The following is a 25,555-nucleotide window of genomic DNA, read 5'->3' as shown; positions in this document are numbered from 1 at the left end:
AACCTGATCTCTCGAGCTGTTTCTCTTATCCTTCGTGTGCCTGAAGCTGCGCCAGCGTATCCCGATACCAGCTGTCAAAATATGCATCTGTCAGAAATTCCGCCTCGGCCTGCTCCGCGCTCTGCCCGGCTGCAATGCGCTGCTCCACCGTGTCGCGGTCTGCCACAGCAAGATCACTCATCGCGTATTCCAGCACCTTGCGCGCGTTCTTGCTGCCCTCGAAGGCACGGGTGGTGTACAGCTTATTCTCGTTTACCGTCTTGACCGCCATCTGCAGAACGGACTTGACCTCGGGTGTCATAGCAACCTCGCTGTCAGCCAGCATTTCTTCTTTATTCGCTTCCCGGGTGACCGGCAGATAACCCGAGCTGATCGAGAACTGAATGTTGTTCTCCGGTGCAGTGAAATACTTGAGGAAGATTACGCTCGCCTTGATCTCCGCCTCATCGCCCTTGGTGACAACCATGCCCGCACCCTGCTGCACCGAAACCGGTTCACAACCCGCAAAATGCGGATTCGGCAGCACTTTCAGCTCGATCGAATGGCTGTCGTCATCACTGGTCATTACGCTGTCCGGAAAGAAGGTCGCGCTCGAGCTGGAGCCGACATAGGACAGGATCGTACCGGTTTTGATGTCATCGCTGCGGAAATGGCCGTTTGCCTCAAAATAGCCCTTGATAAACGGCACATAGTAGTTGTCCCACAGCTTACGGATAACATTTTTATCAAAATCAAGCGTCATTTTGCCGTTCTGCACGTCAAAAATCGTGCAGCCAAGCTCCTTTGCACCGATGAGCAGATAGTTTGCCATCGCATCTCTGCCAAACAGAGCACGGCCGTCATCCGGCGCTTCGGTCTGCGCGTCCGTCCAGTTATAGTATTTCTCGGCTGCTGCGGTCAATCCCTCAACCGTCGCAAGATCGTCATAGGTCGTGCCGGTCGCCTGCGAAAACGCCTGCCAGTCGGTATCGTTCAGATAGAGCACCTCGGTGGCCTTTGCGGTCGGGAAAATCTTGATGCTGCCATCACCGTCAAAGTCGCCCTCGGTGAGATAGCCTTCGATGTACTCGCTTTTTTCGCTTTCGGTCAGGTAGTCATTCAGGTCCACGACCATGCCCTGCTGATCGAGCGCATAGGCGGTATCCGCATAGCCGGAGAAGATATTCGGCAGCTCTTCCGCACCGACCTTGCCTTCCGCAGCGTTCAGCACGTTAGTCTCCAGATCATTTACACTGCCCTGACTGGCGCTTTCCACCGTGATCCCCTGCTCTTTGCCGACCGTATCGTTGAACTTCTGCACCATCCGGTTGAATGCTTCGAGCTGCTCACCGTTATAGTAGTTCCAGATTGTGATCGTCACCGGCTTCTTTTCCGCACCGCAGCCGCCACATGTCAGCGCCAGCATGACCGCAGCCGCCGTTCCGGCGATCAACCGCTTGTATGCCTTCATAGTTTCCTCTTTTCCTCATGATAGTATGTAAACAAATTCATCCGATTCTATGTATTTTCCCATATGCACGGAATTTTTCTTTTTCCATTCCTATAAGGCAACACCGCACAATTAAAGCAGCGTGCACCGCGCGTAAAGAGCGCGGAAATTTTACGCGGGCATACTGCCGCATGGCAAATGAAATTGATAATGGTATTTGTGTGCTGTATGCATGCACCCGATGCAGTATCTGTCTGAACTGCTATAGTTTATCACAATGCGCAAAAAACGTAAAGCGCGAGTTCCCTGTGACACACATTGCACATTGTTTTTTGCTTTTCTTTTTCCGCACAGCATGGTAGAATACTATCAGTCCGAAAAAAGGAGGGCGCATGCCATGAAATGGCTTTCACATCTGCGCACGGTGCAGCACCATCGTTTTCTGGTTCTCCGGCACTGCTGGCGCGTTGGATTATACTGGCAGGGACTGACGCACGATTTGAGCAAGTTCAGTCCGGTGGAGTTTTCCGCCGGTGCAAAATATTATCAGGGCAACCGCAGCCCGAACGAAATCGAACGCCGCGAAAAGGGCTACAGCGCAGCATGGCTGCATCATAAGGGCCGGAATAAGCATCATCTGGAGTACTGGATCGACTACGCCGCCGACGGCTCCGGTATGTGCGGCATGAAAATGCCCATTCAATATGTAATAGAGATGTTCTGCGACCGCGTAGCCGCCAGCAAGACCTATCGCGGTGCTGCCTACCGCGACAGCGATCCGTATGATTACTATGCACACTCGGTCGATCACTATATCATCCATCCGGATACCGCCGCCGCGCTGGAATCCCTGCTGCGTATTCTGCGCGACGAGGGCGAGGAAAGGGCGTTTGCGGCTGCACGAAAACTGCTTAAAACGGGATATTGAGCAAAAAGGAATCAGCCGACCGGCTGATTCCTTTTTATAATATGATGTGCAGCCGCAAAAGTATCCACAGGCTGTGGATACTTTTTGTTTATGTCCGCTTTGCAAGCAAAGAACCGAAACAGCGCACAGGACCTTCGTCCTGTGCGCTGTGTGTTTCAGCATTATCACCCTTGGGCAAATACCGCCGTCCCGAGGCGGTACGATTGGGAACGTTGGAGCGTCAGACCCGACCGTTTTTCCAAAGGAAAAAGAGATTTAACAGCGTGCAGCCGGTCTGCGAATTACTCCCACAGACCCTTAGCCTTCATGTCGTCGATGTACTCATCGCAGTTGGTGGAGTCAACGACCTTGGAACCGGAGTCGATGAAGGAATCAACCTGTTCGCCTTCCAGCGCCTTTACCGCAGCTTCCACTGCCTTATAGCCCATGTCGTAGCCGAGCTGGGCGATATCCATGCCGAGCGTACCGTCCTTGATGGCGGAGATAGCGGAGGTATTGCCGTCAAAGCCGCACACGATGGTGTCGGCATACTTGGCGTTGCCGGAGTCCTTGATGATCTTAACAACGCTCATTGCCATGTCATCGTTGGAGGAAAGAACAACATCAATGCCGTCCGGATACATCTGCATAACGGATTCCATTGCGGTTGCAGCCTTCTCAGCCAGACCGTCGCAGTACTGCACCTCAATGACCTCGCCGCCGGCTTCCTCAACGCCTTCCTTGTAGCCGGCCAGACGTGCTTCGTGCGTCTCGTCGCCCTGTACGCCGGTAACGATAAGGACAGTCGGCTTGTCAACACCGTTCGCCTTGGCGGCTTCTACGGCTGCCGTGCCGCCGCTCTTGGCAGCGTCCTTGTTGCCGGTGCCGACAAACGCGAGCTTCTTGTCCGAGGTAAAGTCGGTATCGAGTGCGATTACAACCTTATCGGTGTTCGCAACCAGCGTGGAAGCAGAATTCGACTGCAGCGGAGCCAGTACCAGCGCGTCAATGCTCGGGTTGCCGAGCGAGGTCTCGATCATGTTGACCTGCTCATCGTAGGACGTTGCCGACGTCGGAGACTGGATATCTACGTTTACGTTGTCGTGCTCATCGGCGTATGCTTTTGCACCTGCCATAACCTTGTTGAAGTGGCCGTCGGTCAGCTTTACGATAACCGAGATGTTGTAAGCGTTACCGCTGCTGCCGCTGTCTGCGGAGGAGCCGCCGTTGTCGCTCGCAGGGGAGCCGCCGCAGCCCGCCAGCATACCTGCACACAGTGCGCTTGCCAGAGTCATCGCTAACAGTCTCTTTTTCATGATAATTGTCCTTTCTTTCCTCTCGTTTTTCTCTTCAGGGGTCTCTCTTTTTTATTCAATAGCGCCGAAGCGTTACTTTTTACAGATCGCAGGGCATTGCTTCCTTGAGTACGGTGGTGGACTTTTTCAGTCCGGTCAGTGCCGGCATAGTCAGATCCTCCATCTCTTGGCTGATCGGGCCGTCATAGCCCTCCATGCTCAGGCAGGACAGGAATTCCTTCCACCAGCTGACATCATGGCCGTGACCGAGTGCAACATAGTTCCATGTGCGCTTTGCAAACTGGTCGATGGTCTTGGTGTCGAGTACGCCGTCCGGACCGATATAGTTGCGTTCGATGCGGACGTCCTTGGCGTGTACATGGTAAATGCGGTCCGCGCCCAGCTTGTGTACTGCGGCGACCGGATCGCCGCCCATCCACATCAGATGGCTCGGATCGAGGTTCATGCCGACCATCGGGCCGACTGCGTCACGCAGACGAATGAGCGTTTCCGGATTGTAGACCATCTGGCAGCCGTGGTTCTCGAGTGCGATCTTCTCAATGCCGTTGGCCTTTGCCAACTCGACGGTTTTCTTCCAGTACGGAATGAGCACCTCATCCCACTGCCAGTTGAGAATCTTGGTGGTGATCGGCGGCCAGCTCGTTACGATCCAGTTCGGGGTGTGATCCTCCGCCGAACCGCCCGGGCAGCCGCTCATCATAACGATTTTCTTGACGCCGAGTAGACCTGCCAGCTTAAAGGTCTTTTCGACTACCTCCTGATGCAGCTTGCCCTCCTCGTTCGGTGCAAGCTGGTTGCCCGAGCAGTTGAGCACCTCAAGCACCAGTCCGCGCTTTGTAATCGCATCCATGTAGTTCTTGCGGGTCTCCTCGCTTGCCAGCATGGCATCGAGGTCAATATGCGGCGCTTTGGACCAGTTGCCGCAGGCGATTTCGATGGACTCGTAGCCGAGTTCCGCAACGGTATCAAGCATTTCTTCAAACGGCATGTAGCCGAGACAGTCGGTATTTAAGCAGAATCTCATTTTGCATATCCTTTCAGAGTGTTCTTCGCTCGTGCCGCGGCGTCCGATGCACCGCGGCACGCGAAAGAGAAGTAGAAAATAAAAAGAGAAGATAAGTTATTTCTTATAGAAGTCCGGCATTGCGTCATACTTGATTTCAACAACAGACTGGGTGTCACGCGCCTCGGAAGCGGCCTTTGCAGTTACCTGTGCGGTATAGCCGTCCCACGCGGACGGACCGTCTACGCGGCCTTCCTTGCAGGCGTTGATCCAGGACTGGAATTCGATATTGTACGCTTCCGGGAAGCGCTCGGACCAGTCGTGGCAGATGGGCGTTACGCGGGAATCGTTGGTACGGATCATGGCGTTTGCCGGCTCGGGCAGGTTGATGCAGCCCTCCTCGCAGACGACCTCGCAGCGGACGTCATAGCCGTAGCGGCAATTTACGAAGGATTCTACATCAATGCGCACGCCGGATTCGGTGGTCAGATACATGATCTGCGGGTCGCGCAGCTCGCCTTCCGCGTTGCGGGTGGTCTTGGGGAATACGACCTCGGCAGTCTTGTAGTTTTCACCGAGCAGCCAGCGCAGAACGTCGATTTCGTGGATCATGGAGTTCTCAACCGGCATAGAAGTGGTAAAACCCGGTGCGTCATAGTTGCGGTGTACGCAGTGCAGCATGAGCGGCAGGCCGTACTTGCCGGAATCGATAGCTTTCTTGAGCTGATTGTAGCCCGGGTCATAGCGGCGCATGAAGCCGACCTGAACCAGCTGCTTGCCGGCGGCCATCTCAGCCTCTACGATGCGCTTGCAGGCATCCGCCTCGGGTGCCAGCGGCTTTTCGCAGAATACATACTTGCCGGCCTTGATTGCCGCCATGACGTACTGCTCGTGAAACGGATCGAGCGTGGTAACAACAACGGCGTCGATTTCGTCCGAAGCGATCATCTCCTCGCCGCTCTCCCAAGCCTTGATGGCGTACTTCTCGGCAACCGACTTGCAGAAATCAACATTTGCGTCCGCGCAGCCGACTACCTTTGCACCCTGCAGGGTGTTGTTGATACGCTCAATGTGCGTGCGGCCGATTGCGCCCGTGCCTACCAGACCGATTTTCAGTTCTTCCATGATATTTCCTCCTCAAGTATGTAATTTCTTCTCATTTATGCAATTTTTTCTTTACGAGGACGTACTCGTAATTCTCTATAAAAAATATCTGCTGTTATTTAGCAAATATCTTTTGACGGGATTTTATGTTTTTATCGCTGTATCAGCCGATTTTTCGATTTACGAGTACGTACTCGTAAATCTCTACAAAAAAATATCTGCGGGATTCGCAAATATTTTTATGAAAAACATTCCTTAACCAGAATACGGATGTCGGTAAAAATACGGTGGATCACGGGTTTTCTACCGAATACGAGCTGATCCATGATCAGCTTGACCGGAAGCGCGCCCTGCTCGTCTTTTTCACCGCCGAGTGTCCAATCTACAACGCCCTGTCGCATCAGCTCTACGATTTCGGGATAATCCTCGTAGCAAAGCACACGAACATCGTTCGCACGACCGGTTTCGATCAGCGCCCTGCCGACCTGTGCTACGCCGCCGCAGGTAATGTAAATTCCGCGCAGATTCGGCTGTTCTGCTAACAGCTGCACCGTTTTTTCATAGGTGATCTGCGGATTTTCGAAGCTCTCCACGCGCGATACGATCTCAATCTGCGGATACTCCACTTTCAGAAAATCCGCAAATCCCTGTTCACGCATCTGCACATAGTAGTTGTTGTTTTCTGTCTCAATCGCACTCGAAATGATGGCAATCTTGCCGTTTCCGTTCAGAAACTGCCCCATCAGCCGACCGGCAATGCGGCTGGCTCTTGCGCTGTCAATGCTGACACAGCAGGTACGGCGCGAACCGGCGATATCCGAATCGGTGGTGATAACAGGAATACCTGCATCAGCCGCCCGGTTAATCGCTCGACGCACACAATCTGCGTTGATCGGACTGAGGATGATGCCGTCGGACTGCTCGTTGATGGCCTTGTCGATATACTCGCTCTGCCTCTTGGCTTCCTGGAACCCGGTAACTGCATAGCTGACTTCAATATCGAAACCAGTCTGCTCTTTTACACCGCGTTCGATACCTTTTTTCAGGTACGGCAGTGCATCCACCTGCACCAGAATGGCAGAAATGCGGTACACTTTGCCTTGACGCTGCAGCACACGGCCGCTCGGATTGGGCGTATAGCCCAACTCGTTAATAATGGCCTGCACTCTTGCGCGGACCTCATCGCTGACACCTACACGGTGATGTACGACCTTATCGACCGTTGACGGATGAACGCCGGCACGCTCGGCGATTTCCTTCATGGTAACTCCCATGCCGAACGACACCTCACTTTCATCGGCATAACAGTGCTTTATTGGTTAACGTGTACGTCCTCGTTATTTTACGAGTACGTCCTCGTTATCTTACGATGTTATTGTAGCGCGATAAACACGCAGCTGTCAACTGTTTTTTACGAAGTTTTTGAAGTTTCATCTTTTTCATAAAAGCCATGCTATGTTTTTGGTGTTTTACAACAAATTCTGTCACGATTGCTGTCAAGGAAAGTTAAGTCGTTCTAAAAGTTATCGTTTTCCATTTATAAATGCAGAAAAGCTGCACTTCTCATAACAAAAAGTGCAGCTTTCATGGCGGAGACAGAGAGATTTGAAAAGCAAAGTTTTGATTTTTTGCATCTTTTTCTGTGTTATTCCGTCTTATTCAGTTCATCATCCCGTTTTTTGAGTACATATAGCACATACAGTTTCGGTTGTTTTTATCGTGATTGCTGTCACGTTGCTGTCAGCCCGAGCGGTTTCCCGCTCGGGCTTTTGGCTTTTATACCGGTCTAAACACACCGCCGTCCAGACGGCCGATTACCCATGCGTCAGAGCCGTTGACCTCTACAATATATTCGGCCTCCCATTCATACTCACCAATCTTTGCACAGACCAAATATTCGTTCTCTGCATATGGTCTAACATAGTCGAAACCGGTACAGTAATCGCCTTGGCTCTCCACATAGCTGCTGACCGCACCCTGCGCCAACTTTGTCGGCGAAACATCCTGCTCGGTCCAGCCCATCTTCTGCTCATATGCAGAAATAGTATCGACATTCGCCTTTTCTACATCACTCAAATCGCTTCCATCATAGGACGAATTTGGCGTATACCACGATTTAGCCGCAAAGTAATTCTGGATTTCCTGCGTCTTGAACACATAACCATGTCGAGCATAAATCTCATTGCGGGCCAGCAGCGCCGTCTTTTGATTCCAGCCTGCCATATTGTCCTCGGTGATGTACTGCCGATCACTCGGAAAAATGTAATCAGCCGACGAAGCATCCGCAGTCGATGCCGGTTCTACTGCTGTCGTATCAGCAGTGTCCTGCTGTGCATAGTCGTTCATATCCAGATAGCCATACGCATCCAGTACCCACGGAACCGAGGTTTCCAATGCGTCCTCACCAAACAGTGTACAAAGCTGTGCGCGATCACCCGTATAGTTTGCTGCCGCACCATACAACACTGCAGAACCAGAGATCTGATCCAGCTGATCAATAAAGACTTTCATCTTCTCTGCGCTGTCGAGTTCTGTTTCATGCTTTGTGGTGTAAGCCATAAAGTATAGACTGTTTAACTCTGCCGCAAGGTCGCTTGCCTTTTCAATCTCTGTATTGGGATCATGAAAAGCAGAAATTTTGAACACCTGCTCGTCCAGCATTTTGAACTGAATCGTTGTGTCGCCCACAGTTTCATCTGTATATTTTACTTCAACAATCTGCTGACCATCATCGTTCTCTCCGCCGTCCCACTCGGCTGTGCATCCCAGCAGATCTTCATAGTAGCTGCTGAGCAATTTCTGCACCGTCATATCGGTAAATTCGCCGAGATAGCCATTTTGTACGGTTTCGATATAAGTGTCCGTGCTGGTCGAGCCTGTATTACCACCAGACGTACCAATCATCACTGCAATCAAAATCAGTACAACCGCCACAATACCGCCGATGATAAACTTCTTTTTACCGCCCTTTTTCGATGGTACTGGCGCTCCCTGTGGTGGTATTACATTCTCATGAACGTTTTCTGTGCTTGCAGCAGCTTCCACCGTCTTTGTGTCCTCTTGAACTGCCTCTACGCCCAGCGGAGAGCCGCATTTCGGACAAAATGTTTTCTTCTCCTTAATTTCCGTACCGCAATTTGGACAGAACATCTTTTACCAACTCCTTAGCATTAAATTTTTTACGAATAACAGCAACGTTATCGCCATGGAGCAGATACCATATCCCGCTAAAGCGCCTGTTGCAAATCTTCTTCGATTGGTAGACACCCGCCACTCCCATAGCTGAGTTAAACCGTCTATCACCAGTGGGATACAGCAAACGGCATACACGCTCACGTTCTTTCTACAAACCGTATACGCTGGCACAGCGAGAATATATCCAACCAGAACACCTGTACAGCGGGCACACAGCGGAAACTTCCTGCCTTTCCAGTAAAAGCTCCTATCTGCGCGTTGATGACAGCCTGCTCGATGGCCGACTGCCATCAGCCATTCATACACCGTTTTCTTCATCACGAGCCTTTTTCAGTCTATCTAAATACTCTTTATATTTCTTTGCATTTTCGACTGCTTCGTTTAACTCGGTTAAGGCTGGTGATAGCTTTATGTAATACGGCGGCATCATGCACATTACTCCAATCACCATTGCAGCAAGAAACCAGATAATTATCGTAATCAGTTCGTCCATATCAATAGCCAGAAATGCTATAAAGCCCATCAATGCAATGATGATTCCTCTCCCAATCATCCGGAATGTATTCTGTACCTTACACGCCGGGTACTCTTGCAAAAATGCCTGCTTATCCGCTTTCAGGCGAGCTTTCAAAGCCTTATAGCGGTTTTCAGCTTCTATCACTTCGTTGTCGATATTCTGGAGTATTACTGGATTCGCTGCCGACAGCAATGCTTTTCGCCTGGCTTTTGCATTAAGTTCTTGTTGAATTTTCTCCTGCCGAGCCTTTTCCGCTGCTTTCGCAGTCCCCGCTTGAAACTTTTTACCGCAGGAATGGCACACCCAGTAATCATCGGTAAATCCCGGACTTGCTCCGCACAGGCCGCACAATATGCCGATCGGCCCGAAAATCATCATACCGCAGCAGGCATCTGTAAACGATCCGCTGCTGCCAGAATGATGAACAGCCACATACTGCGTATTTTCCGAACCGCACTTTGGACACTTCACGCGATCCCCTCCCCTTTGCTTTCTTATGCACAGTATATCATTTCCAGCCTCATTTGTGAATGATATAACAATCACTATTTACAAGTGTATATATCAATTTGCCGATTGGAACAACTACCTCTATGATGGTATGAGAGGTGTTGCCAATGACTGATATTTCGGCTGCAATCGGCAAACGAATCCGGACTTTCCGCAACGCACAGGGCATCAGCTTGGAAGAATTATCTTTCAAAGCCGATCTGAACGCTGCACACTTGGGACAAATCGAACGCGGTCTGCGCAATCCGACGATCGAAACGCTGAACCGTATTGCCACCGCATTGGATATATCGTTTTATGAATTGATCGTTCCTGCCGAGGAAGTCCCACAGAAACAACCGGAAACCAATGAGATCAAACGGAAAATCGACGCACAGTTGTCCTCCATGACTTTGGACGAGCAGAAGGATATACTGCGCATCATTCGCATATTCCGCCGCCGTTTTGATGAAGAAAACAAAAAGACTGACTGATATACTTATGTGGTATCAGTCAGTCTTTTATATTTTGTAGTTTATACACATTGTAAAATATTGCTATTTGATGCCCATTGTGGTAATATTAAACCAATAAAAGTTAAATTGTCGCAAAATAATTGGACAAAATACAAAGAGATCTCCTAAGAGATCTCTTGTTCCACACACTGTGGAGCCGCATACACGGCGCTTGCGCTAAAAGCTTATTTGAACTTGTAGTGTAATACCTAATGGTAGTAAATCATTGGTACATCGTTATTATCCACCAAAACCACCAATTTGTCAATCAGGGAGATAAAGAAAATGAAAGAAAAAACACAGATTCCTTATTATCTCGGAATAGATGCCGGCAGCAGTTCTGTCGGCTGGGCCGTTACAGATACCATGTATCATGTTCTAAAATGTAAAGGGAAAGCCATGTGGGGTGTTCGTCTGTTCCCCGATGCATCAACTGCTGCAGAGCGCCGTACTCATCGTGCTGCAAGGCGTCGCTTGCAGCGCAGAAAACAACGTCTTGATATTTTAGAAATGCTCTTTGCTCCTGCATTAAATGAAAAGGATCCTCAATTTTTAGCCCGTATGCATGAGAGTGATTTATGGCAGGAAGATAAAAGTATAAATTCTAAATATTCTCTATTCTCCGATTCCAATTTTAATGACTGCGATTATCACGCCCAGTATCCAACCACATATCATCTTCGCAGTGAATTAGCACATTCCACAGATTCGCATGATGTCCGTCTTGTCTATCTTGCACTACATCATTTGATGAAATCACGGGGACATTTCCTCTACGAAATATCGGAAACATCGGACAATGACTCATCTTTAAGGGATAAGTTCGATGATTTTTGTACTCTTTTATCAGATGCATACGGATTGGATTTTGTTCCGCACAATACGGATAATTATCTAAACATTTTGAAAACTCCTAATATGCGAGTTACGGAAAAGGCAGCTTTACTTACCGAAGGTCTAAAGAAGCCCAGCAAAAATGAAGCCGGAATTTCTCCCTTTTACATTTCTGAATTGCTGGCAGGAAGGTCTGTTGCACTCTCCAATCTGTTCGGTGATGACCGATTTAAAGATGCCAAGAAAATTACGCTGCAAAATGATCTTGATGCAAATTACAATGAACTTTGTGAGGTATTAGATGATCATATATCCGTAGTTACTGCTGCCAAAGATGTATACGATGCCGCACGCTTTTCGGAAATTATCGGTACGCACAGATACCTTTGCGATGCCAAAATTGCTGTATATAAGCAAAATAACATTGACTTAAGAGCACTTAAAGATTATATTAAGGCGCACTGCATTGAACGATATAACTCTATTTTTTGTGACAAAGAGGACAAGCTTGATAATTATGCTGCCTATAGCCAATATCATCATAAAAGCGGCGATTACACTTGCTCACAGGAGGCTTTTTGCAAATTCCTAAAAAAGTCTTTGCCTGAAATGGCGGAATCCAAATCCCCTGTCATTGCAACTATATATCAAAAAATCGTTGATGGTTCTTTTCTGCCGCGTTTGCGAAGCTCTGAAAATGGAGTTATCCCCTATCAGCTTCAACTGCGCGAATTAGATGCAATATTGAAAAATGCTTCTTCATATCTACCTTTTCTGGTGCAACAGCAAAGTGATGGTTACACTCCCGCTGAAAAGATTAGAAAAACATTTGAATTCCGTGTTCCGTATTATGTCGGTCCACTAAATGATAAAGCAGCACATCACTGGGCTGTTCGTTCTGAGACTGGTAGCAAAGAAAAAATTTATCCTTGGAACTTTAATCAACTGATTGATCTTGATCATTCAGCTGAAGCATTTCTCGTCAATTTAATCGGTCGCTGTACTTACACAGGTGACCCTGTTCTGCCTAAGGATTCTTTACTATATAGCGAGTATATGTTGCTCAACGAATTAAATCCATTAAAAATTGATGGTCAACCGCTTTCTACAGAGCATAAAAAGCAGTTGATTAAAGATATGTTCATACACCCTGTTTCCAAGCAAAAAGGCAAAGTCACTAAAAAGAAAATCTATGAATATCTGAAATCAAAAGGCTGGATTTCTAAAGCTACAAATATAGATTCTATCAACGGAATTGATGATAAGATCAAATCTGATTTGCGCTCCGCCTTCGGCAGTGCACAGCCGTCTGCCGGATTGTGGGCGATCAGCCGCTGCTCGACTGCCAGCTTCAGGGCAGAGGAAATGATTTGATGGATGTTGCGCACTGTTTTGGCGCTCAGTCCCTTGGGCTGCTTCTGTGCTTCGATTCGCTCTACCCGCCCTTCTGCCAACAATTTCTTGTAGAACTGTTGCAGATGCAGCGTCGTCAGATCATTCAACGGGATCTTGCCGAGCTGCGGCTTGATGTGGTTTTCGATGTAGCCATGATAGGTCAGGTAGGTGGATGGGCGCATTTTGATTTTGGCATAGTTCTCATACCACACTTCTAACCAGTTACCCACGGTGTAGGTCTTGGCCCGTCCGTAGTCGATGCCCACATTTTCCTCGATGGCTTTCTTCAGCTTTTCCTTGACTTCCGCTTGCGTCTTTCCAAGGACGTTTTTAATGATGGCCTTTCCTGTTTCTGGATCGTGACCGACTGTGTACCGACCCTCCCAGCGTCCGTCCTTTCGTTTGCGGATATTTCCCTCCCCGTTTGCTCGTCGCTTTGGCATATGTTAAGCAACCAGAGATTACAAGCGGGAATCCTGTCCACAAAAGAGCCAGATCTGGAATATATGTTCCATCGCCATCCACAAAGCAACAAGAGCGGTATATGAGATACAACCTTACCCTACGGAACAATCTCAGTGCAGTCGATCACCAAAAGGGGCCCAATTACCCTCGCACAGGCCCTGCTCCTTGGAAAATGAGCAGATTCATTTTTTATCATCATGCCAGGTATGACCGCCCAAAAGATCAGGCATACTGTAGCAAAGGGGGCCTGCGTATGAGAAAACCAAGCCGCGAGGCTTTGACGAAACGAATCTGGTTTGATTACTTCAATGAGGTCCTTCGCAAACAAAACCTCATTGATTGGAACACCTATCAGAAAATCAAGTTGTCTATCCAACAATAAGAAGCTGTTGATTGCATAAGCTCAAGTCAAAACCACCAGCTAAGCTGGCTGTCAGCATGTCCAGACACCCGGTCATTGTGCTCCATTTTTCCCCGTTTCAGCATCCCTCACCACTCATTTTTCCCGTTTACAAACGAAAAAGCCCAGCTTTCGCTGGACTTTTTCGACAGACTGGGGCATCCAAAAGGGTGCCCTTTTTCATTTCTGCAGGCCATGTACAGCCCACTCTGCTTCTGCCCTGTTCGTATCTAGGATACTCAACTGGCACTTCGATTTGCAGGATGCATGGATCTGGGCGCTTTACTCCCCATCCACAGGCTTGCCAACCATGTATACCCAGCCATGAGGAGGACAGACAGAATATGTCCAGTACCCGATGACCACACCGTCAAAGGGAGCAATGACCCGATCCACTTCCTCTCCGAACAGGTTCGTAATGATGGAAAGCGTGTCGCCCTTACGCACAGAATCCATTGCCTTCTTCACAGGCACATGAATCCCGCCGTTGCGGTTATAGATATAATCAATGTCATAGTGGTGTACGCCCTCATTGGCGGGCACGCTGCCCTCCAGAATCCCCAGCAGGGTCATCACATTGCGAATTCCGGTCTCCAACATCTGCTTGTGCTCATCCCGCTGATACATGCGGGTGCACTGTCCGCCGATCTCGGGTGTAATGCAGGGAATGCCCATCTGATAGGCATACTCATCCTCAATTCCGCTGTTCTCCGCGTAGCGGGTGTTCTTCCACAAGACCTTAAAGCCAAAGCACTGGGCCATTTCACGGGATTTATACGCCACAGGAGACTCCTCTCCGCAGTACAGCACAACAGGCTCCAGATACTCGCTGTTGCCGCCGCCGTGGATGCAGATCACCGCGTCAGCCTTCTTGATGATGTTCTCACAGTACCAGCTGCACACATAAGCCGTCATGGGGCCGGTTCCGCCCGGATAGATGCGATTCAGATCCTGGGGCACAAAGTCCAGGGTATTATAGCGCTTCATTTCGGCAAAGGCCTCTGCATTCAGGGCAGGGATTCCAATGAAGCTTCCCTTCATCTTGGATACATCCAGCCCCTCAAAGGTCTTGATAATTCCCTCAGTACCCTCATACTCGTCGCCGTGGTTGCAGGCATCCACCACCAACGTGGGACCGTCCTGGGCGCCCACCGCCAGCATAATGGGAATATTCACCCATGAACCGTTGGCCCGCTGGGCCAAATGAATAAAACCATATTCCTTGGTGCCCTTCTTTTGGAGTGCCTGGGTAAGATCAAACGATTCGTCATACTCTTTGATATTGGTCTGCATAATCCATATCCCCTTTCTCTATCATACCACACTGTCCGCGTCGCTGTTCAGTGCTTGGACAATGCTTGTGCACTCAGATACAAAGCGGTTCACCTGCCGGCGGAAGGCTGTCCGCCAATACAAAAATTCCTGAGGTGGCAGGTCGTTGCGGTGCTTGCCCCTGACCAGCTGCAGACCGGGCAGCAGGCCCACTGCAAATGTGTTGTCAAAGTGATATTCATCACAGGCACTGCACAGCAGTCTCGTCAGCCGGCCTCCTGCCTCCTTCGCCTGTCTGTCACTGGAAAAGCAGATACGCCTGGCACAGGCCTTGTCCAGCTCCTCCAGTGCCCGTTCTACAGGAGCGAAATCAAAGTCATCGCCGCAATGGGTCCGGATGTCTGCCACAGTATCTCTCATTTGCGCCAGACACCCTGCCGCGTCAAAGGGAAGATGCGCTTCATCAGCAAACTCTTTTACCAGCTCCACCAGCACCCGTGTATCCCTCATCAGAAGCTGGGGGTCCACCTTATCCATGGTATCCTCCACGGAATGCCACCACCAGCCTCCGCCGCTGCCTGCACAGTGCCAGCGGCCACGGTTGGGCGGCGTCTGATAAAAGTCAAAGGACACCTGGATGGGAATGCGCGGCCCGAAAAATGACAGGTCTGATCCCCGCCCCAGCGGGCGGATCACCACCTCAGCCTGCCCGGTGCACCGACGCAGGATATCCCCAAGGGTATCCCCTGCCACACCGGACGTGGAAAACCCGATCTCCTGCGCTCCCATACAGCCGGGAGAGTCCATGTTGACCAGCGCCACACAACGGGCATCCAGGTCCTCAAACTGCTCATCGCAGTACCAAGTGCTCCCGGCATACCGTCCGTTGGAGTGGGCCGGCCACCACGCGATTTTGACACCCCGCCGCAGCTGCTTCTGGGACAGTACCCGTGCCAGTTCCAACACAGCGGCATTCCCGGTGGCATTATCCGTCACACCATAATCCCAGGAGTCATAGTGGCTGCCCACCAGCACATACTCCGGCGTTTCACCGGCCAGCTCGGCTACAGGGATCTGAAGACGCACACATCCACACTGCAGTACGCTGCGCACCGTCGCGGTACGGCTGCAGGCTCCAGGCGTCAGCAAGGGCAGTATGGATTCTCTGTCACAGCTTCTCAGGCCCACCACCGGAAAATCAGGATAGGTTTTTCCGTTTTCAGGCTCCGCGGTGCCCCACACAGGGCTGACCGTCTCGTAGTGAAGCACAGGCTCCTCGCTGGTCCACAGATGGATCAGGCCCTTTACACCGTATCCCCGCAGCTTTTGAACATAGTCCTCATAAAAATTGTCCCCAATCACGATGCAGCCCCGCGCCCCCGCGTACCAATCCTGCTCCTGTCTGGGCTTCAGCTGGTCGTGGGCATGGACATCATAAAACAAGGGGGCGGTCACTCCGTCCGGACAATGGGCGGAGAAGGAACGGGGAAGGGCTTCAAAGGTCTGATCCATCCCCTCTACAGTAACTGACGCTTCTATAGGAGTGGAGACATATCCGTCACACTCATACACGCGGCATGGAATGCCCCATTCCTGCAGCTTCTTGATCAGATAGCCGCAGGCACGGTGCTCATCTTCCGAACCGCCGATGCGCTTCAGCCCGGAAAACACATCCAGTGTCTCCATCAGGCATTCCCGTGAGAGTTCTTCCATTCCTCAATTCTCCTTTTGGTGCGCAAGGAAACACTGGTACACATCCTGCCAGGCAGCCTCATCCGTCACAAGGCGGAAGGCAGCCAGTGCACAGCACACAGCACCGTCATAGATGCCCTGATGAGCCCGCGCCTCTTTCCCGGTCTTTACCCATGCGTCCGTGTGAGGAGGATCATCTGTCTCGATGGTCTTTACCCGCAGGCAGCAGCTGGGCAGCCGGTGGGTCACCGCGCCGAAATCGGTAGAACCGCAGTCCTTCCGGGGCGGAGCAATTCCGTCACACGCAAATTTTTCTGCACACTCCATCAGCAGCGCACCCATGGCATCATTGATGGTGGTGTTGTAAATATGCGCCACAGGGGTAATTTGTACCTGTGTCTGGGTAGCCATGGCAGCAGCCTGGGCAATCTCCCGGGTCCACTGCTCCACGCTCTCCAGATACGCCATGGAGGAGTGGCGGATCTCTACCTTAACCTTGGCAAAATCGGGCACGGAGTTGACTGCCGTCCCCCCAGCCAGCACAATATTGCTCACCCGGCTGGAATCCTTGAGGTGATTGCGCATGAGCCCAAGCCCTGTCTGCAGCATGGTCACCGCATCCACTGCGCTGCGCCCAGCATAAGGCGCAATACCCGCGTGGGCGGTTTTGCCGTGAAATTCCACATCCATCTCGATCAGAGCCAGAGAGGGCGTCTCCAGCTGGGTCAATGTGCTGCCGTGCACCATGAAGGCCACATCAATATGGTCAAACCCGCCGTGGGCGGCCATCTCGTTTTTGCCTCCGTCCAGCGACTCCTCGCTGGGCGTCCCGATCACATGGATCTCAAAGGGCTGGTCCGAAGACTCCAGCACTCCCCGCAGGGCCATTGCCGCGCCGATCATGGCAGGGGTCTGCATATGGTGGGCGCAGCCATGTCCCTGGCCCCGCAGCGCATCATATTCCCCTAAAAATCCTACTGCGCGCCCTCCGGCAGCCCGCCCTCCCTTGTGGCGGTACACGGCACAAAAAGCCGTATCCAGCCCGGCGTAGGGAATGGTTACTTCAAAATCGTGGGCTCGCAGCCACTTTGTCAGCGCAGCTGAGGAGCGGTACTCCTCATAGCCCGGCTCGGCGTAATCAAAAATTTCGTCGCTCAGCGCGCACAGCTGCGGCATCAGCTCTGAAACGATATTCGCAATTTGCTTCTGAATTTCTTCCATGGCATGTCCCATCCTATATCTTTGAAATTTATAATATCCTGCCGTCGCGCCATGCAGTTGCGGCGGCCAGCTCTAAACGGATCAGTAACCGATCACCACAGCCAAAGCCAGGAAGGCCATAGAAACCAGGCTGAGCAAAATCACCAGCTTAATGACGTACTTCAGCCACACGGAATAGGGAATCTTGGACGCAGCCAAAAATCCCAGCATGGTGGACGAAGTGGGGTAGATGGCATTGGTCAGGCCGTCACCCAGCTGGAAGGCCAGCACAGTGCTCTGGCGGGTCAGGCCCACCAGATCGCCCACAGGCGCCATGATCGGCATGGTGGCTGCCGCCTGGCCCGTACCAGAGTTGATGGGCAGGTTGATGATGTTCTGCACCAGGAACATACCGATGATCTTTACCGAGCTGGGCAGTGCCACAATCGCATTGGCCAAGGCATTGATAATGGTATCAATGATCATGCCGTCCACCATAACGGTATTGATCGTACCGGCCACTCCCACAATCATCGCACCGAAGGTGATATTGGCCATGCCCTGCACATACAGATCGCAGATCTTGTTGCCGCTGAACCCGGCCAGAATACCGCATACCACACCCAGCGCCAAAAACAAAGTAGCCATTTCGGTGATAAACCATCCCAAGTAGGCCACGCCGTAAATCAAAACGGCAAGCGCGATGACAACGGCCAGAAGGATCAGCTTGTGCCGTCCGGTCACTTCAATCGCAGATACATCCACATCCTCCAGGTTGGAATCCTCGTTCCCCATCAGGTTCTTGGAGGGATTCTTCTTTACCTTCTCCGCGTAATGAATAATATACAGGCTGGTCACAACAATAAACGCCACCAGGATAATCCAGCGATACCAGGCTCCGGAGAACATGGGAGTCACACCCGCGATGGACTGAGCCACACCCACATTAAAGGGATTATAGATGCCCGCCGTAAAGCCCACGATGGAGCCCATGGCGATCATGGCTGTACCTGTGATGGTATCATAGCCCACTGCCTTGGCCACTGCAATCCCAATAGGCACAAACACCAGAACCTCCACAGACATTCCCATGGTGAAGCCGCCTACGGCAAAGACCGTAATGAAGATGGGGATGAGCAGCTTTTCTTTTCCCGCAAACATCTTGCCCAGCTTGGCACAAAAGGCGGTGATCATCCCTGTCTGCATAATCAGCTCAAAGGCGCCGCCGATGATGAAAATAAAGAAGATGATCTCGTTTACGCTGGAGCTGCCCAGAGTTCTCACAAAAGCCATGGGGATTTCCAGCGGTGAAACCGGTGACGATTCCACCTGAGTGTATGTACCCGGTACAATCAGCATACGGCCGCTGGCATCCTCCTGGCGCTCAAACTGGCCGGCAGGAATCACGTAGGTCAGCAGGCAGACAACCAACACGATCAGAAACAGAATAATGTACGTGTGGGGCATCTGGATGCCTTTTTTCTTTTTCGACGTTTCAATGGACATTCTTCTCTGCACTCCTCACAATCAAGTGTCTAATAATTATACATTTATTTTTTTCTTTATGCAAGGGCAAATCGAGATTTATCGAGGAATCTGAATTTATCGTAAAAAACTCCCTTGAGCCGCCAGCGGCTCAAGGGAGTCTATGGATGTTTTGACCACTGTATCCACAAAAACTGATTAAAGTTCCAGCCCATTCCACGCTTCTGTCAGCCGACACAGCCGTTACAGAAGCGTGTGTGCTGCTGAAGTTTCCACTGGGCAGGCTGACACGGGCATAGCGGCCATCCCAAATTCAGTGTAAACTCCTCAGCTTGGAAGCGCGCAAAGTTTATCTGCAGCCACAGCAGATTCATCCCGCTGCCGCCTTCTCCTATACGATGTTCCCCCTCACAGACTGAGGGTACAGCTGTAACGGATGGGTCGAATATGTCCTGCAACCGTGCGGTCTATGCGCCGATAATTCATAGTTCGTATGGGCACCATCTTCTTAATAGTGAGCATAACCTCCTGCATTTTTCGCTCCCGATCCAGTTCTGCTTGCTCTTGTTTTCGACGAGCCTCAACGGCAGCATAATCGGTGAACAGATCCATCTGCTCAAATTTGCCCTCTCTGGCCATCGCCTCACTCTCTGAAATCACCCGACCCGCAACGATGTTAAGTCGCCGCACCATGAGGTCGGTATTCACAATACGATCAAAGAGCGCTGTAGCTGCCCCCATGATTTTCTTTGTAGAAGAGGTATAATCGTTCAGGCGCTCGGTTCCATGGGCGTGCTTTGGAACCTCGCGGCCATAGTGATCCTTGACTATTGGGCCATGATAACGATTTCGCCGTGCCGGATCAGTTAGGTTCTCAATGTCATAGCCGACCGTCAGAACAATCTGGTCGGTCATCAGCTTCTTACTCACCAAATCCAGTGCCAGTTGCTCTGCCATTTCTCTCAGCACCAACCGAGCCCTTTCTGCGGAATACGGGCAATGCAGAACCTGACCGGAACCAAGGCTGTTTTCACTGGGATGATATGCCTTAACCGCTTGGATGGTACAGGGTTCCCAGCCCCACGAATGGTCAATCAACAACTCAGCGTTTTTCCCAAAGAGCTGGTAAAGAAGATCCTCATTGCATACCGACATTCGCGCAACATCGCCCATGGTAAACATTCCGTGTGCCTCTAACTTCTTGGCGTATCCACGTCCAACCCGCCAGAAATCGGTGAGTGGCTGGTGCGACCACATGGTTTGACGGTAGGTCATCTCATCCAGCTCTGCGATGCGCACGCCGTTCTCATCCGCAGGGATATGTTTTGCCAAGATATCCATTGCGACTTTACATAAATAAAGATTCGTACCAATACCTGCGGTGGCTGTAATTCCGGTATTCTCGATCACATCCAGGATAATTTTCATTGCAAGTTCTCTGGGGGTAAGTTTGTAGGTGGATAGATAATCGCCAAGCTGGACTAGAGCATATTATAGAGAATTCTACGGGCAATAACAATAAAATTTTCGCTGATTTAAGTTATGAAATGCGATTGAATTGTGAAGATTTGAACCGAATTGCTGATGTTCGTGTATATGTCAATGATGTGCTTGAGTCCTCTGTTTACAATAATGGACGAATTTATTTTCCTAGTCGAGGGATAAGCAATAGACGAATTTTTCTAGATTGTTATGGGTTTGCGGAGTTGTCTATTACGCTTATATTAGTAGATGGACAAGAATGTACGCTGAATTCAGAGTATTTACCGATTTTGGTGCGACGAGAGGAACTTAATAATTCGGTAGAAGCAATGGCTAGATTTGTTTATAATAATCAAGAATGGCTTTTGTTAAATGGAGAACTCAAACCGAAAAAACCATCTGGGCTTAAAGAGAATGGGTACCGTAGTCTTGCGACACAGATTTTGTTAGCAGAAGAGATTGCAGCTATATATGAGAGTAGTTATGGATATTTCAAAGCTAATAGCAGATTCAAGTTGGAAAAGATGTCTGTAATTGAGAGACTAGAGCGAATACAATATGTGACGCAGGGAACGCTGTCATATACAGCAACGCATCCAGAGTACTTGCGGCAAGTAAATAGTACGCAAGGTATATTTATTGGAAATCGTGTGTATCAACCACAGAAAACAGAAACTGTTCAAAATACACGCTCATATGATATATATGAGAATAGAGTGATTTTAGCATTTCTAAGGAATATGATTGATTCGGTACAATCTTTGCAAGGATATTGCTGTAATCTATTAAGTAAAATCCCCAATGATGAAGATTATAGCTCAGAGTACATTTATTCATCATTTTTTATGTTTTCTGAAACAAGAAAAATGATAGAGGATGGAAAGACTCAGTTGGAGAAATTGTCTGAAAAATTTACATATTTATGGGGAATGTATAGTGATATTCTTCGTATCCCCCTAGATCAACATATAGTACCCCCTAGACCGACTGCAATTTTTCTCTCCGTTCCACAATATAATCGAATATTCGTTAGAATTCATCAATGGTTTAGTTTTGGAATATATAATTTTTCTAAAGAACATTTTATGCTCTCCTTTATTAAAATTTCAGCTTTGTATGAAAGTTATCTTTTGGCGAAATTCCTTTGCTATTTCAGAGATAGAGGGTATTCATTGGAGTCTTCTAGACGTTGCGTATATCCGGTATCAAAACGATGGAAATACAAAAATACTTCTGTACGAAATACATTTGTATTAAAAAATGGTCAGAAAAGGATTACTTTATATTATCAGCCTGTAATTTTTGATACAGATCAGCGCTCTGTAAATGGTATCGGGTTGTATAGAAATAATTCTATATCTGTGTATGCGGGTAATGAAGATGACTGTAGGCAAGGCGGTCATTACTATGTGCCAGATTTTCTGATTAAAATTGAAGAAAATGGCGATTCCCAATATATGATCGTAGATGCAAAATTTAGTGATTATAGTAGTGTACGACGCTATTATGTAAAAGATTTGGTGTTTAAGTATTTATTTTCAATTAGTCCAATCGAGGAAAATGAATTAGTATGCGGTCTTTGTATTATGTATGGTAAATGCAAGTCTAAGGAACGACTGCAAACAGCATATGATAAGCAAATATTAGGCACTGAAATCTATCCATTTATAGAAATATTCCCCTTAATAGAAGGAATAGATTCTGCAGGACAGTATGAAAAGATGGATCGATTGCTGAAGAAATTACTATAAGATTTAGGCAAAAAAATAAAGCTGCCCGCTCGGGGCAGCTTTATTTCTCTCTCAAAAGAACTGGATCGGCTGACGCAGCGGCGGCTCCATATTATACATATTCGCCATCGTTTGCATCGCAGTCCATTTCTGGTCAGTCAGCACATGAGCATAGGTATCCAGCGTAAATCCAACAGAATAATGTCCCAGCAGGATCGAAAGCGTTTTCGCATCCATGCCCTGCTCCATTGCACGGGTCGCAAAGGTATGCCGCAGTGCATGAAAGTTGTAGTTCGGCAAATTGGCCGTAGCCAGCATCTTCTGATAATATTCGCGCATGAGGCGAGGCTCGACATAGAGGCCGTTCTCCTGCGTAGCAATCAGACCGCTGTCGAAGTAGGCAGTGCCTAGCGCGGCGGCATCCTGCATTTGCACGGTTCGCCAGTTCTGGAGGTCCATCACTAGTTCGGGCAGCATGGGGATACTGCGGATGCTGTTCTGCGATTTCGGTGTCTGCGTAACGATCTCGGTTTTGCTGTCGGCCTCGTCATCATCATAGCGCTGTAAACGATTGAGTGTCTGGTTGACATGAAGCATATTCGTATAGAAATCAATATCACACCAGCGCAGGCCGACGACCTCACCCAATCGTAAGCCAGTTACCAAGGTCATCCGCACGAATACGCCATACCGGAACTGATAGCTTGCCTGCACCAAGCGGGCCTGCTGTTCACGGGTCAAAACCTCAATATGCGGTTTGATGAGCGGCGGCAGGCTTACACTGCCAGACGGATTGGAGAGAATCAGTCCCTCGGACTGTGCCTGCGCAAGAGCCTTATGTAAACACATATTCAGATTGGAAATGGTTTTGGGAGATAATTTCTCCTGCTCCTGCTTGTAGTTGTAGAATATCTGGAGCGTACGCGGGGTCAGCTCTTTCAGCTTGATAGTGCCGAGCGACGGTTTGAAATGCTTGCGGACATAGGTTTCATAGCTCTTATAGGTGGACTGCTTGAGCGTGTGCTGCATATAAGTCGTCAGCCAGTTATCCAGCCATTCGCCTACGGTCGTATTGTTTTGTAAATACTGCGGTGTCTGTACCATAGCGACACTCAAAGCGTGCTGTATATCAACAGCTTCATCAAGTGTATCGGCGTACTTGGAAATACGAGTCGATTTACCGGTTTCCATATCTCGGCCGGAGATACGGACTTCGTAGCGCCCATTCGGTTTCTGGCGGATACTGCCCTCACCGTTGTGACGCTTTTTCTTAGTTTTCTTATTGTTGTTCATCTGTAATGCCTCCGATGCGGTTTTACTGATGAGTTCAGATCAGATTAGAATTTGATTTTAAGCGGAAAAGGTTCTGTGTTATAATGGGAATCAATAGATGACAGAAACGGTGATACAGATGGAAAAGACCACAGGCGAATTGATGGATATTCTGCGCAGCAAGCCAGATGCAGCAGCCTTTGTTCAGGAGAACGCTGACGAGTTGCAGAATAAAACCGTACCGGAGCTGTTAGCGGACCTGCTGGAACGCAAACAGCTGACAAGAGCGGCAGTAATCCGTGCGGCAGGCTTGGCGCGTACCTATGGCTACCAGCTTTTCGACGGTATTTATACACCGACACGGGACAAGCTGATACAGCTTGCATTTGGCTTTCAGCTTACGGTAGAGGAAACGCAGGCGCTTCTCAAAGCCGCAGGCCATGCTGTGCTGTACCCGCGAAACGCGTGTGATGTGGTCATTATAGAGTGTCTGTACCAGCGATGCGGCATCATTGCGTGCAATACCAAATTGGAGGCACAGAACCAGCCGTTGTTAGAGTAATTTAGGGAAAAGGAGAGTGCTTTATGAATACTAAGGATGTAATTAATCAGAAAATTGCGGATCTTGATAAATTGATTGAAAATCTGCGGCATCAAATAGATGATGCAGAGAAACAGCAAATTGAGCTGTATCAGCAATTAAATAATATTCAACGGCAGGAGATTGCTGATTCGTGTGTTTCTTGCATTTATGAGGTGAATGCAGATAATTCTATGTATGCATTTTTAGATGCAAGGACCAAAACTACACCGATTATGGATAAGTTCTATTATTCTAAAAAGAAGTTTTTAGTATTTAGAAAATTTGGTATTACATCTAATTGGAAGAGTTTATCGCTGGTTGTCATGAGAAGTCCTTATCAGGTAATAAAGACGAAAGATATTCTTACCATGACAGGTTTAAAGAAGCTCTCCGGAGCATATATCTCCAGTACTTATTTACGACGCCCTTCTTTTGCTGCCGAACTATTCAAGGAATTATCTCGTATTCCGGAAGGGAAGATTAAAGAGGGGGCAAGGATACCCTTCACAATGCCTTGTCACTTAGGCGGTCAGACTTTTATGAACCAAACGGGATATGGTTCTGAATATGAAGGAGATATGTTGGTTCATGAAGGTACATTATATATGGTGAAGTCACAGATTTTCAGATTATTGGCGTTATTGTGGAAGAGCGTTAATGCGGATGATTGCTACTTTAGATTCCGATACAACGTTGCCTTCTTCACCCCGGTCAGCTCCTCAATCTCCCGAACGGTATACTGTTTGGTATGATAGAGCTTCACAGCCTGCTTGACTTTTTGTGCATTGGTGCGCGGTCTGCCGCCGATATGGCCGCGTGCTCTGGCGGCATCCAAACCCTCTTTGGTGCGCTCTGCAATCACATCACGCTCGAACTGCGCGACGGCACTCATCAGCGTAAACAGCAGCTTGCCTGCCGGTGTGGAGGTGTCGATCTGCTCTTTCAGGCTGACCAGATGCACACCGCGTTCGCGGAACAGTTCCACCAGCTCAATCAGGTCTTTAGTGCTGCGGCCCAAGCGGGACAGGCTCTCAATCACCACCGTGTCGCCCTCCATCATACGGTCGAGCAGTTTGTTCAGCTCCGGACGATCGCGTTTGGTGCCGGTCATTTTCTCATTGAAAATGTAGTCCACGCCGTACTGTGTCAGCATATCAAGCTGTCGCGCAAGGTTCTGCTGTTCGGTGCTGACACGGGCATATCCGAATTTATAGTGCTTCATATCGTCCTCCTGTTGCAAAAATCTTCGTTTATGAAACAAAAAAATTTG

At 49.3% G+C, this 25,555-nt stretch carries 20 protein-coding genes and 2 pseudogenes; 6 read left to right on the top strand and 16 right to left on the bottom strand.

The window, feature by feature from the left end; translation table 11 throughout:
• Window positions 1–25 precede the first annotated feature (25 nt).
• On the bottom strand, window positions 26–1,450 hold the full coding sequence (locus tag DW806_RS08235) for an extracellular solute-binding protein (protein ID WP_118729650.1): 1,425 nt from the start codon (window positions 1,448–1,450) through the stop codon (window positions 26–28).
• A 376-nt stretch (window positions 1,451–1,826) separates the two neighbouring features.
• On the opposite strand from DW806_RS08235, the gene DW806_RS08230 reads away from it, so the two are divergent.
• Window positions 1,827–2,357 (top strand): DUF5662 family protein, encoded by a 531-nt coding sequence (locus tag DW806_RS08230; RefSeq protein ID WP_110435976.1) that lies wholly within the window; start codon window positions 1,827–1,829, stop codon window positions 2,355–2,357.
• Between the two features lie 281 nt (window positions 2,358–2,638).
• Here DW806_RS08230 and DW806_RS08225 read toward each other — a convergent pair whose 3' ends face one another.
• From DW806_RS08225 to DW806_RS08195, 7 genes are all read right to left on the bottom strand, one after another.
• Window positions 2,639–3,652: a sugar ABC transporter substrate-binding protein gene (locus DW806_RS08225; protein WP_118729649.1), complete on the bottom strand. Its 1,014-nt coding sequence runs from the start codon at window positions 3,650–3,652 to the stop codon at window positions 2,639–2,641.
• 79 nt (window positions 3,653–3,731) lie between these two features.
• Window positions 3,732–4,676, bottom strand: coding sequence for a sugar phosphate isomerase/epimerase family protein (locus DW806_RS08220; protein WP_118729648.1), 945 nt, complete (start codon window positions 4,674–4,676; stop codon window positions 3,732–3,734).
• A gap of 96 nt (window positions 4,677–4,772) precedes the next feature.
• A complete protein-coding gene (locus tag DW806_RS08215) occupies window positions 4,773–5,780 on the bottom strand; it encodes a Gfo/Idh/MocA family protein (protein WP_118729647.1) in 1,008 nt (335 codons plus the stop codon).
• 218 nt (window positions 5,781–5,998) lie between these two features.
• Window positions 5,999–7,033 carry a LacI family DNA-binding transcriptional regulator gene (locus tag DW806_RS08210; protein WP_118729646.1) on the bottom strand — a complete coding sequence of 345 codons (1,035 nt, stop codon included), beginning with the start codon at window positions 7,031–7,033 and terminating at the stop codon, window positions 5,999–6,001.
• Between the two features lie 502 nt (window positions 7,034–7,535).
• Complete coding sequence (locus DW806_RS08205; RefSeq protein ID WP_118729701.1) at window positions 7,536–8,909, bottom strand: YARHG domain-containing protein; 1,374 nt, start codon at window positions 8,907–8,909, stop codon at window positions 7,536–7,538.
• Window positions 8,910–8,912: 3 nt separating this feature from the next.
• Window positions 8,913–9,245: a DUF2085 domain-containing protein gene (locus DW806_RS16065; RefSeq protein WP_442861148.1), complete on the bottom strand. Its 333-nt coding sequence runs from the start codon at window positions 9,243–9,245 to the stop codon at window positions 8,913–8,915.
• Window positions 9,246–9,252: 7 nt separating this feature from the next.
• Entirely contained in the window at window positions 9,253–9,942 is a 690-nt protein-coding gene (locus tag DW806_RS08195; RefSeq protein WP_110435973.1) for a hypothetical protein, read from the bottom strand.
• Between the two features lie 146 nt (window positions 9,943–10,088).
• Here DW806_RS08195 and DW806_RS08190 point away from each other — a divergent pair, with 146 nt between their 5' ends.
• Window positions 10,089–10,454: a helix-turn-helix domain-containing protein gene (locus DW806_RS08190; RefSeq protein ID WP_118729644.1), complete on the top strand. Its 366-nt coding sequence runs from the start codon at window positions 10,089–10,091 to the stop codon at window positions 10,452–10,454.
• A 306-nt stretch (window positions 10,455–10,760) separates the two neighbouring features.
• A complete protein-coding gene (cas9, locus tag DW806_RS15700) occupies window positions 10,761–12,683 on the top strand; it encodes a type II CRISPR RNA-guided endonuclease Cas9 (RefSeq protein ID WP_118729643.1) in 1,923 nt (640 codons plus the stop codon).
• Here the strand turns inward: cas9 and DW806_RS16060 are convergent.
• From DW806_RS16060 to DW806_RS08155, 6 genes and pseudogenes are all read right to left on the bottom strand, one after another.
• Window positions 12,683–12,886, bottom strand: a pseudogene (locus DW806_RS16060) (N-terminal phage integrase SAM-like domain-containing protein); the annotation flags it as partial. The gene cas9 and the pseudogene DW806_RS16060 sit on opposite strands and share 1 nt — an antisense overlap.
• A gap of 965 nt (window positions 12,887–13,851) precedes the next feature.
• Window positions 13,852–14,862 (bottom strand): succinylglutamate desuccinylase/aspartoacylase family protein, encoded by a 1,011-nt coding sequence (locus DW806_RS08175; protein ID WP_110435970.1) that lies wholly within the window; start codon window positions 14,860–14,862, stop codon window positions 13,852–13,854.
• Window positions 14,863–14,883: 21 nt separating this feature from the next.
• The gene (locus DW806_RS08170) at window positions 14,884–16,554 is read right to left on the bottom strand and encodes a M28 family peptidase (protein ID WP_118729642.1); all 1,671 of its coding nucleotides are present in this window, start codon (window positions 16,552–16,554) and stop codon (window positions 14,884–14,886) included.
• A gap of 3 nt (window positions 16,555–16,557) precedes the next feature.
• Window positions 16,558–17,754 carry an amidohydrolase gene (locus DW806_RS08165; protein ID WP_158574692.1) on the bottom strand — a complete coding sequence of 399 codons (1,197 nt, stop codon included), beginning with the start codon at window positions 17,752–17,754 and terminating at the stop codon, window positions 16,558–16,560.
• An 81-nt stretch (window positions 17,755–17,835) separates the two neighbouring features.
• Entirely contained in the window at window positions 17,836–19,239 is a 1,404-nt protein-coding gene (locus DW806_RS08160; RefSeq protein ID WP_118729641.1) for a YfcC family protein, read from the bottom strand.
• 387 nt (window positions 19,240–19,626) lie between these two features.
• A pseudogene (locus tag DW806_RS08155) lies at window positions 19,627–20,688 on the bottom strand (DinB/UmuC family translesion DNA polymerase); the annotation flags it as partial.
• Between the two features lie 83 nt (window positions 20,689–20,771).
• On the opposite strand from DW806_RS08155, the gene DW806_RS08150 reads away from it, so the two are divergent.
• Window positions 20,772–22,451, top strand: coding sequence for a hypothetical protein (locus DW806_RS08150; protein ID WP_147358091.1), 1,680 nt, complete (start codon window positions 20,772–20,774; stop codon window positions 22,449–22,451).
• 51 nt (window positions 22,452–22,502) lie between these two features.
• Here the strand turns inward: DW806_RS08150 and DW806_RS08145 are convergent, their stop codons facing one another.
• The gene (locus DW806_RS08145) at window positions 22,503–23,723 is read right to left on the bottom strand and encodes a tyrosine-type recombinase/integrase (RefSeq protein ID WP_118729638.1); all 1,221 of its coding nucleotides are present in this window, start codon (window positions 23,721–23,723) and stop codon (window positions 22,503–22,505) included.
• 97 nt (window positions 23,724–23,820) lie between these two features.
• On the opposite strand from DW806_RS08145, the gene DW806_RS08140 reads away from it, so the two are divergent.
• Entirely contained in the window at window positions 23,821–24,264 is a 444-nt protein-coding gene (locus DW806_RS08140; protein ID WP_118729637.1) for a helix-turn-helix transcriptional regulator, read from the top strand.
• 23 nt (window positions 24,265–24,287) lie between these two features.
• On the top strand, window positions 24,288–25,037 hold the full coding sequence (locus DW806_RS15025) for a hypothetical protein (RefSeq protein WP_147358090.1): 750 nt from the start codon (window positions 24,288–24,290) through the stop codon (window positions 25,035–25,037).
• Here the strand turns inward: DW806_RS15025 and DW806_RS08135 are convergent.
• On the bottom strand, window positions 24,956–25,507 hold the full coding sequence (locus DW806_RS08135; RefSeq protein ID WP_118729636.1) for a recombinase family protein: 552 nt from the start codon (window positions 25,505–25,507) through the stop codon (window positions 24,956–24,958). The two genes, DW806_RS15025 and DW806_RS08135, sit on opposite strands and share 82 nt — an antisense overlap.
• Between the last annotated feature and the right edge of the window lie 48 nt (window positions 25,508–25,555).

It is taken from the genome of Butyricicoccus sp. AM32-19 (genome assembly GCF_003480365.1).
In the GTDB taxonomy this organism is placed as follows: Bacteria; Bacillota; Clostridia; order Oscillospirales; family Butyricicoccaceae; genus Agathobaculum; species Agathobaculum butyriciproducens.
This window is presented reverse-complemented; position numbering and strand designations above follow the sequence as displayed.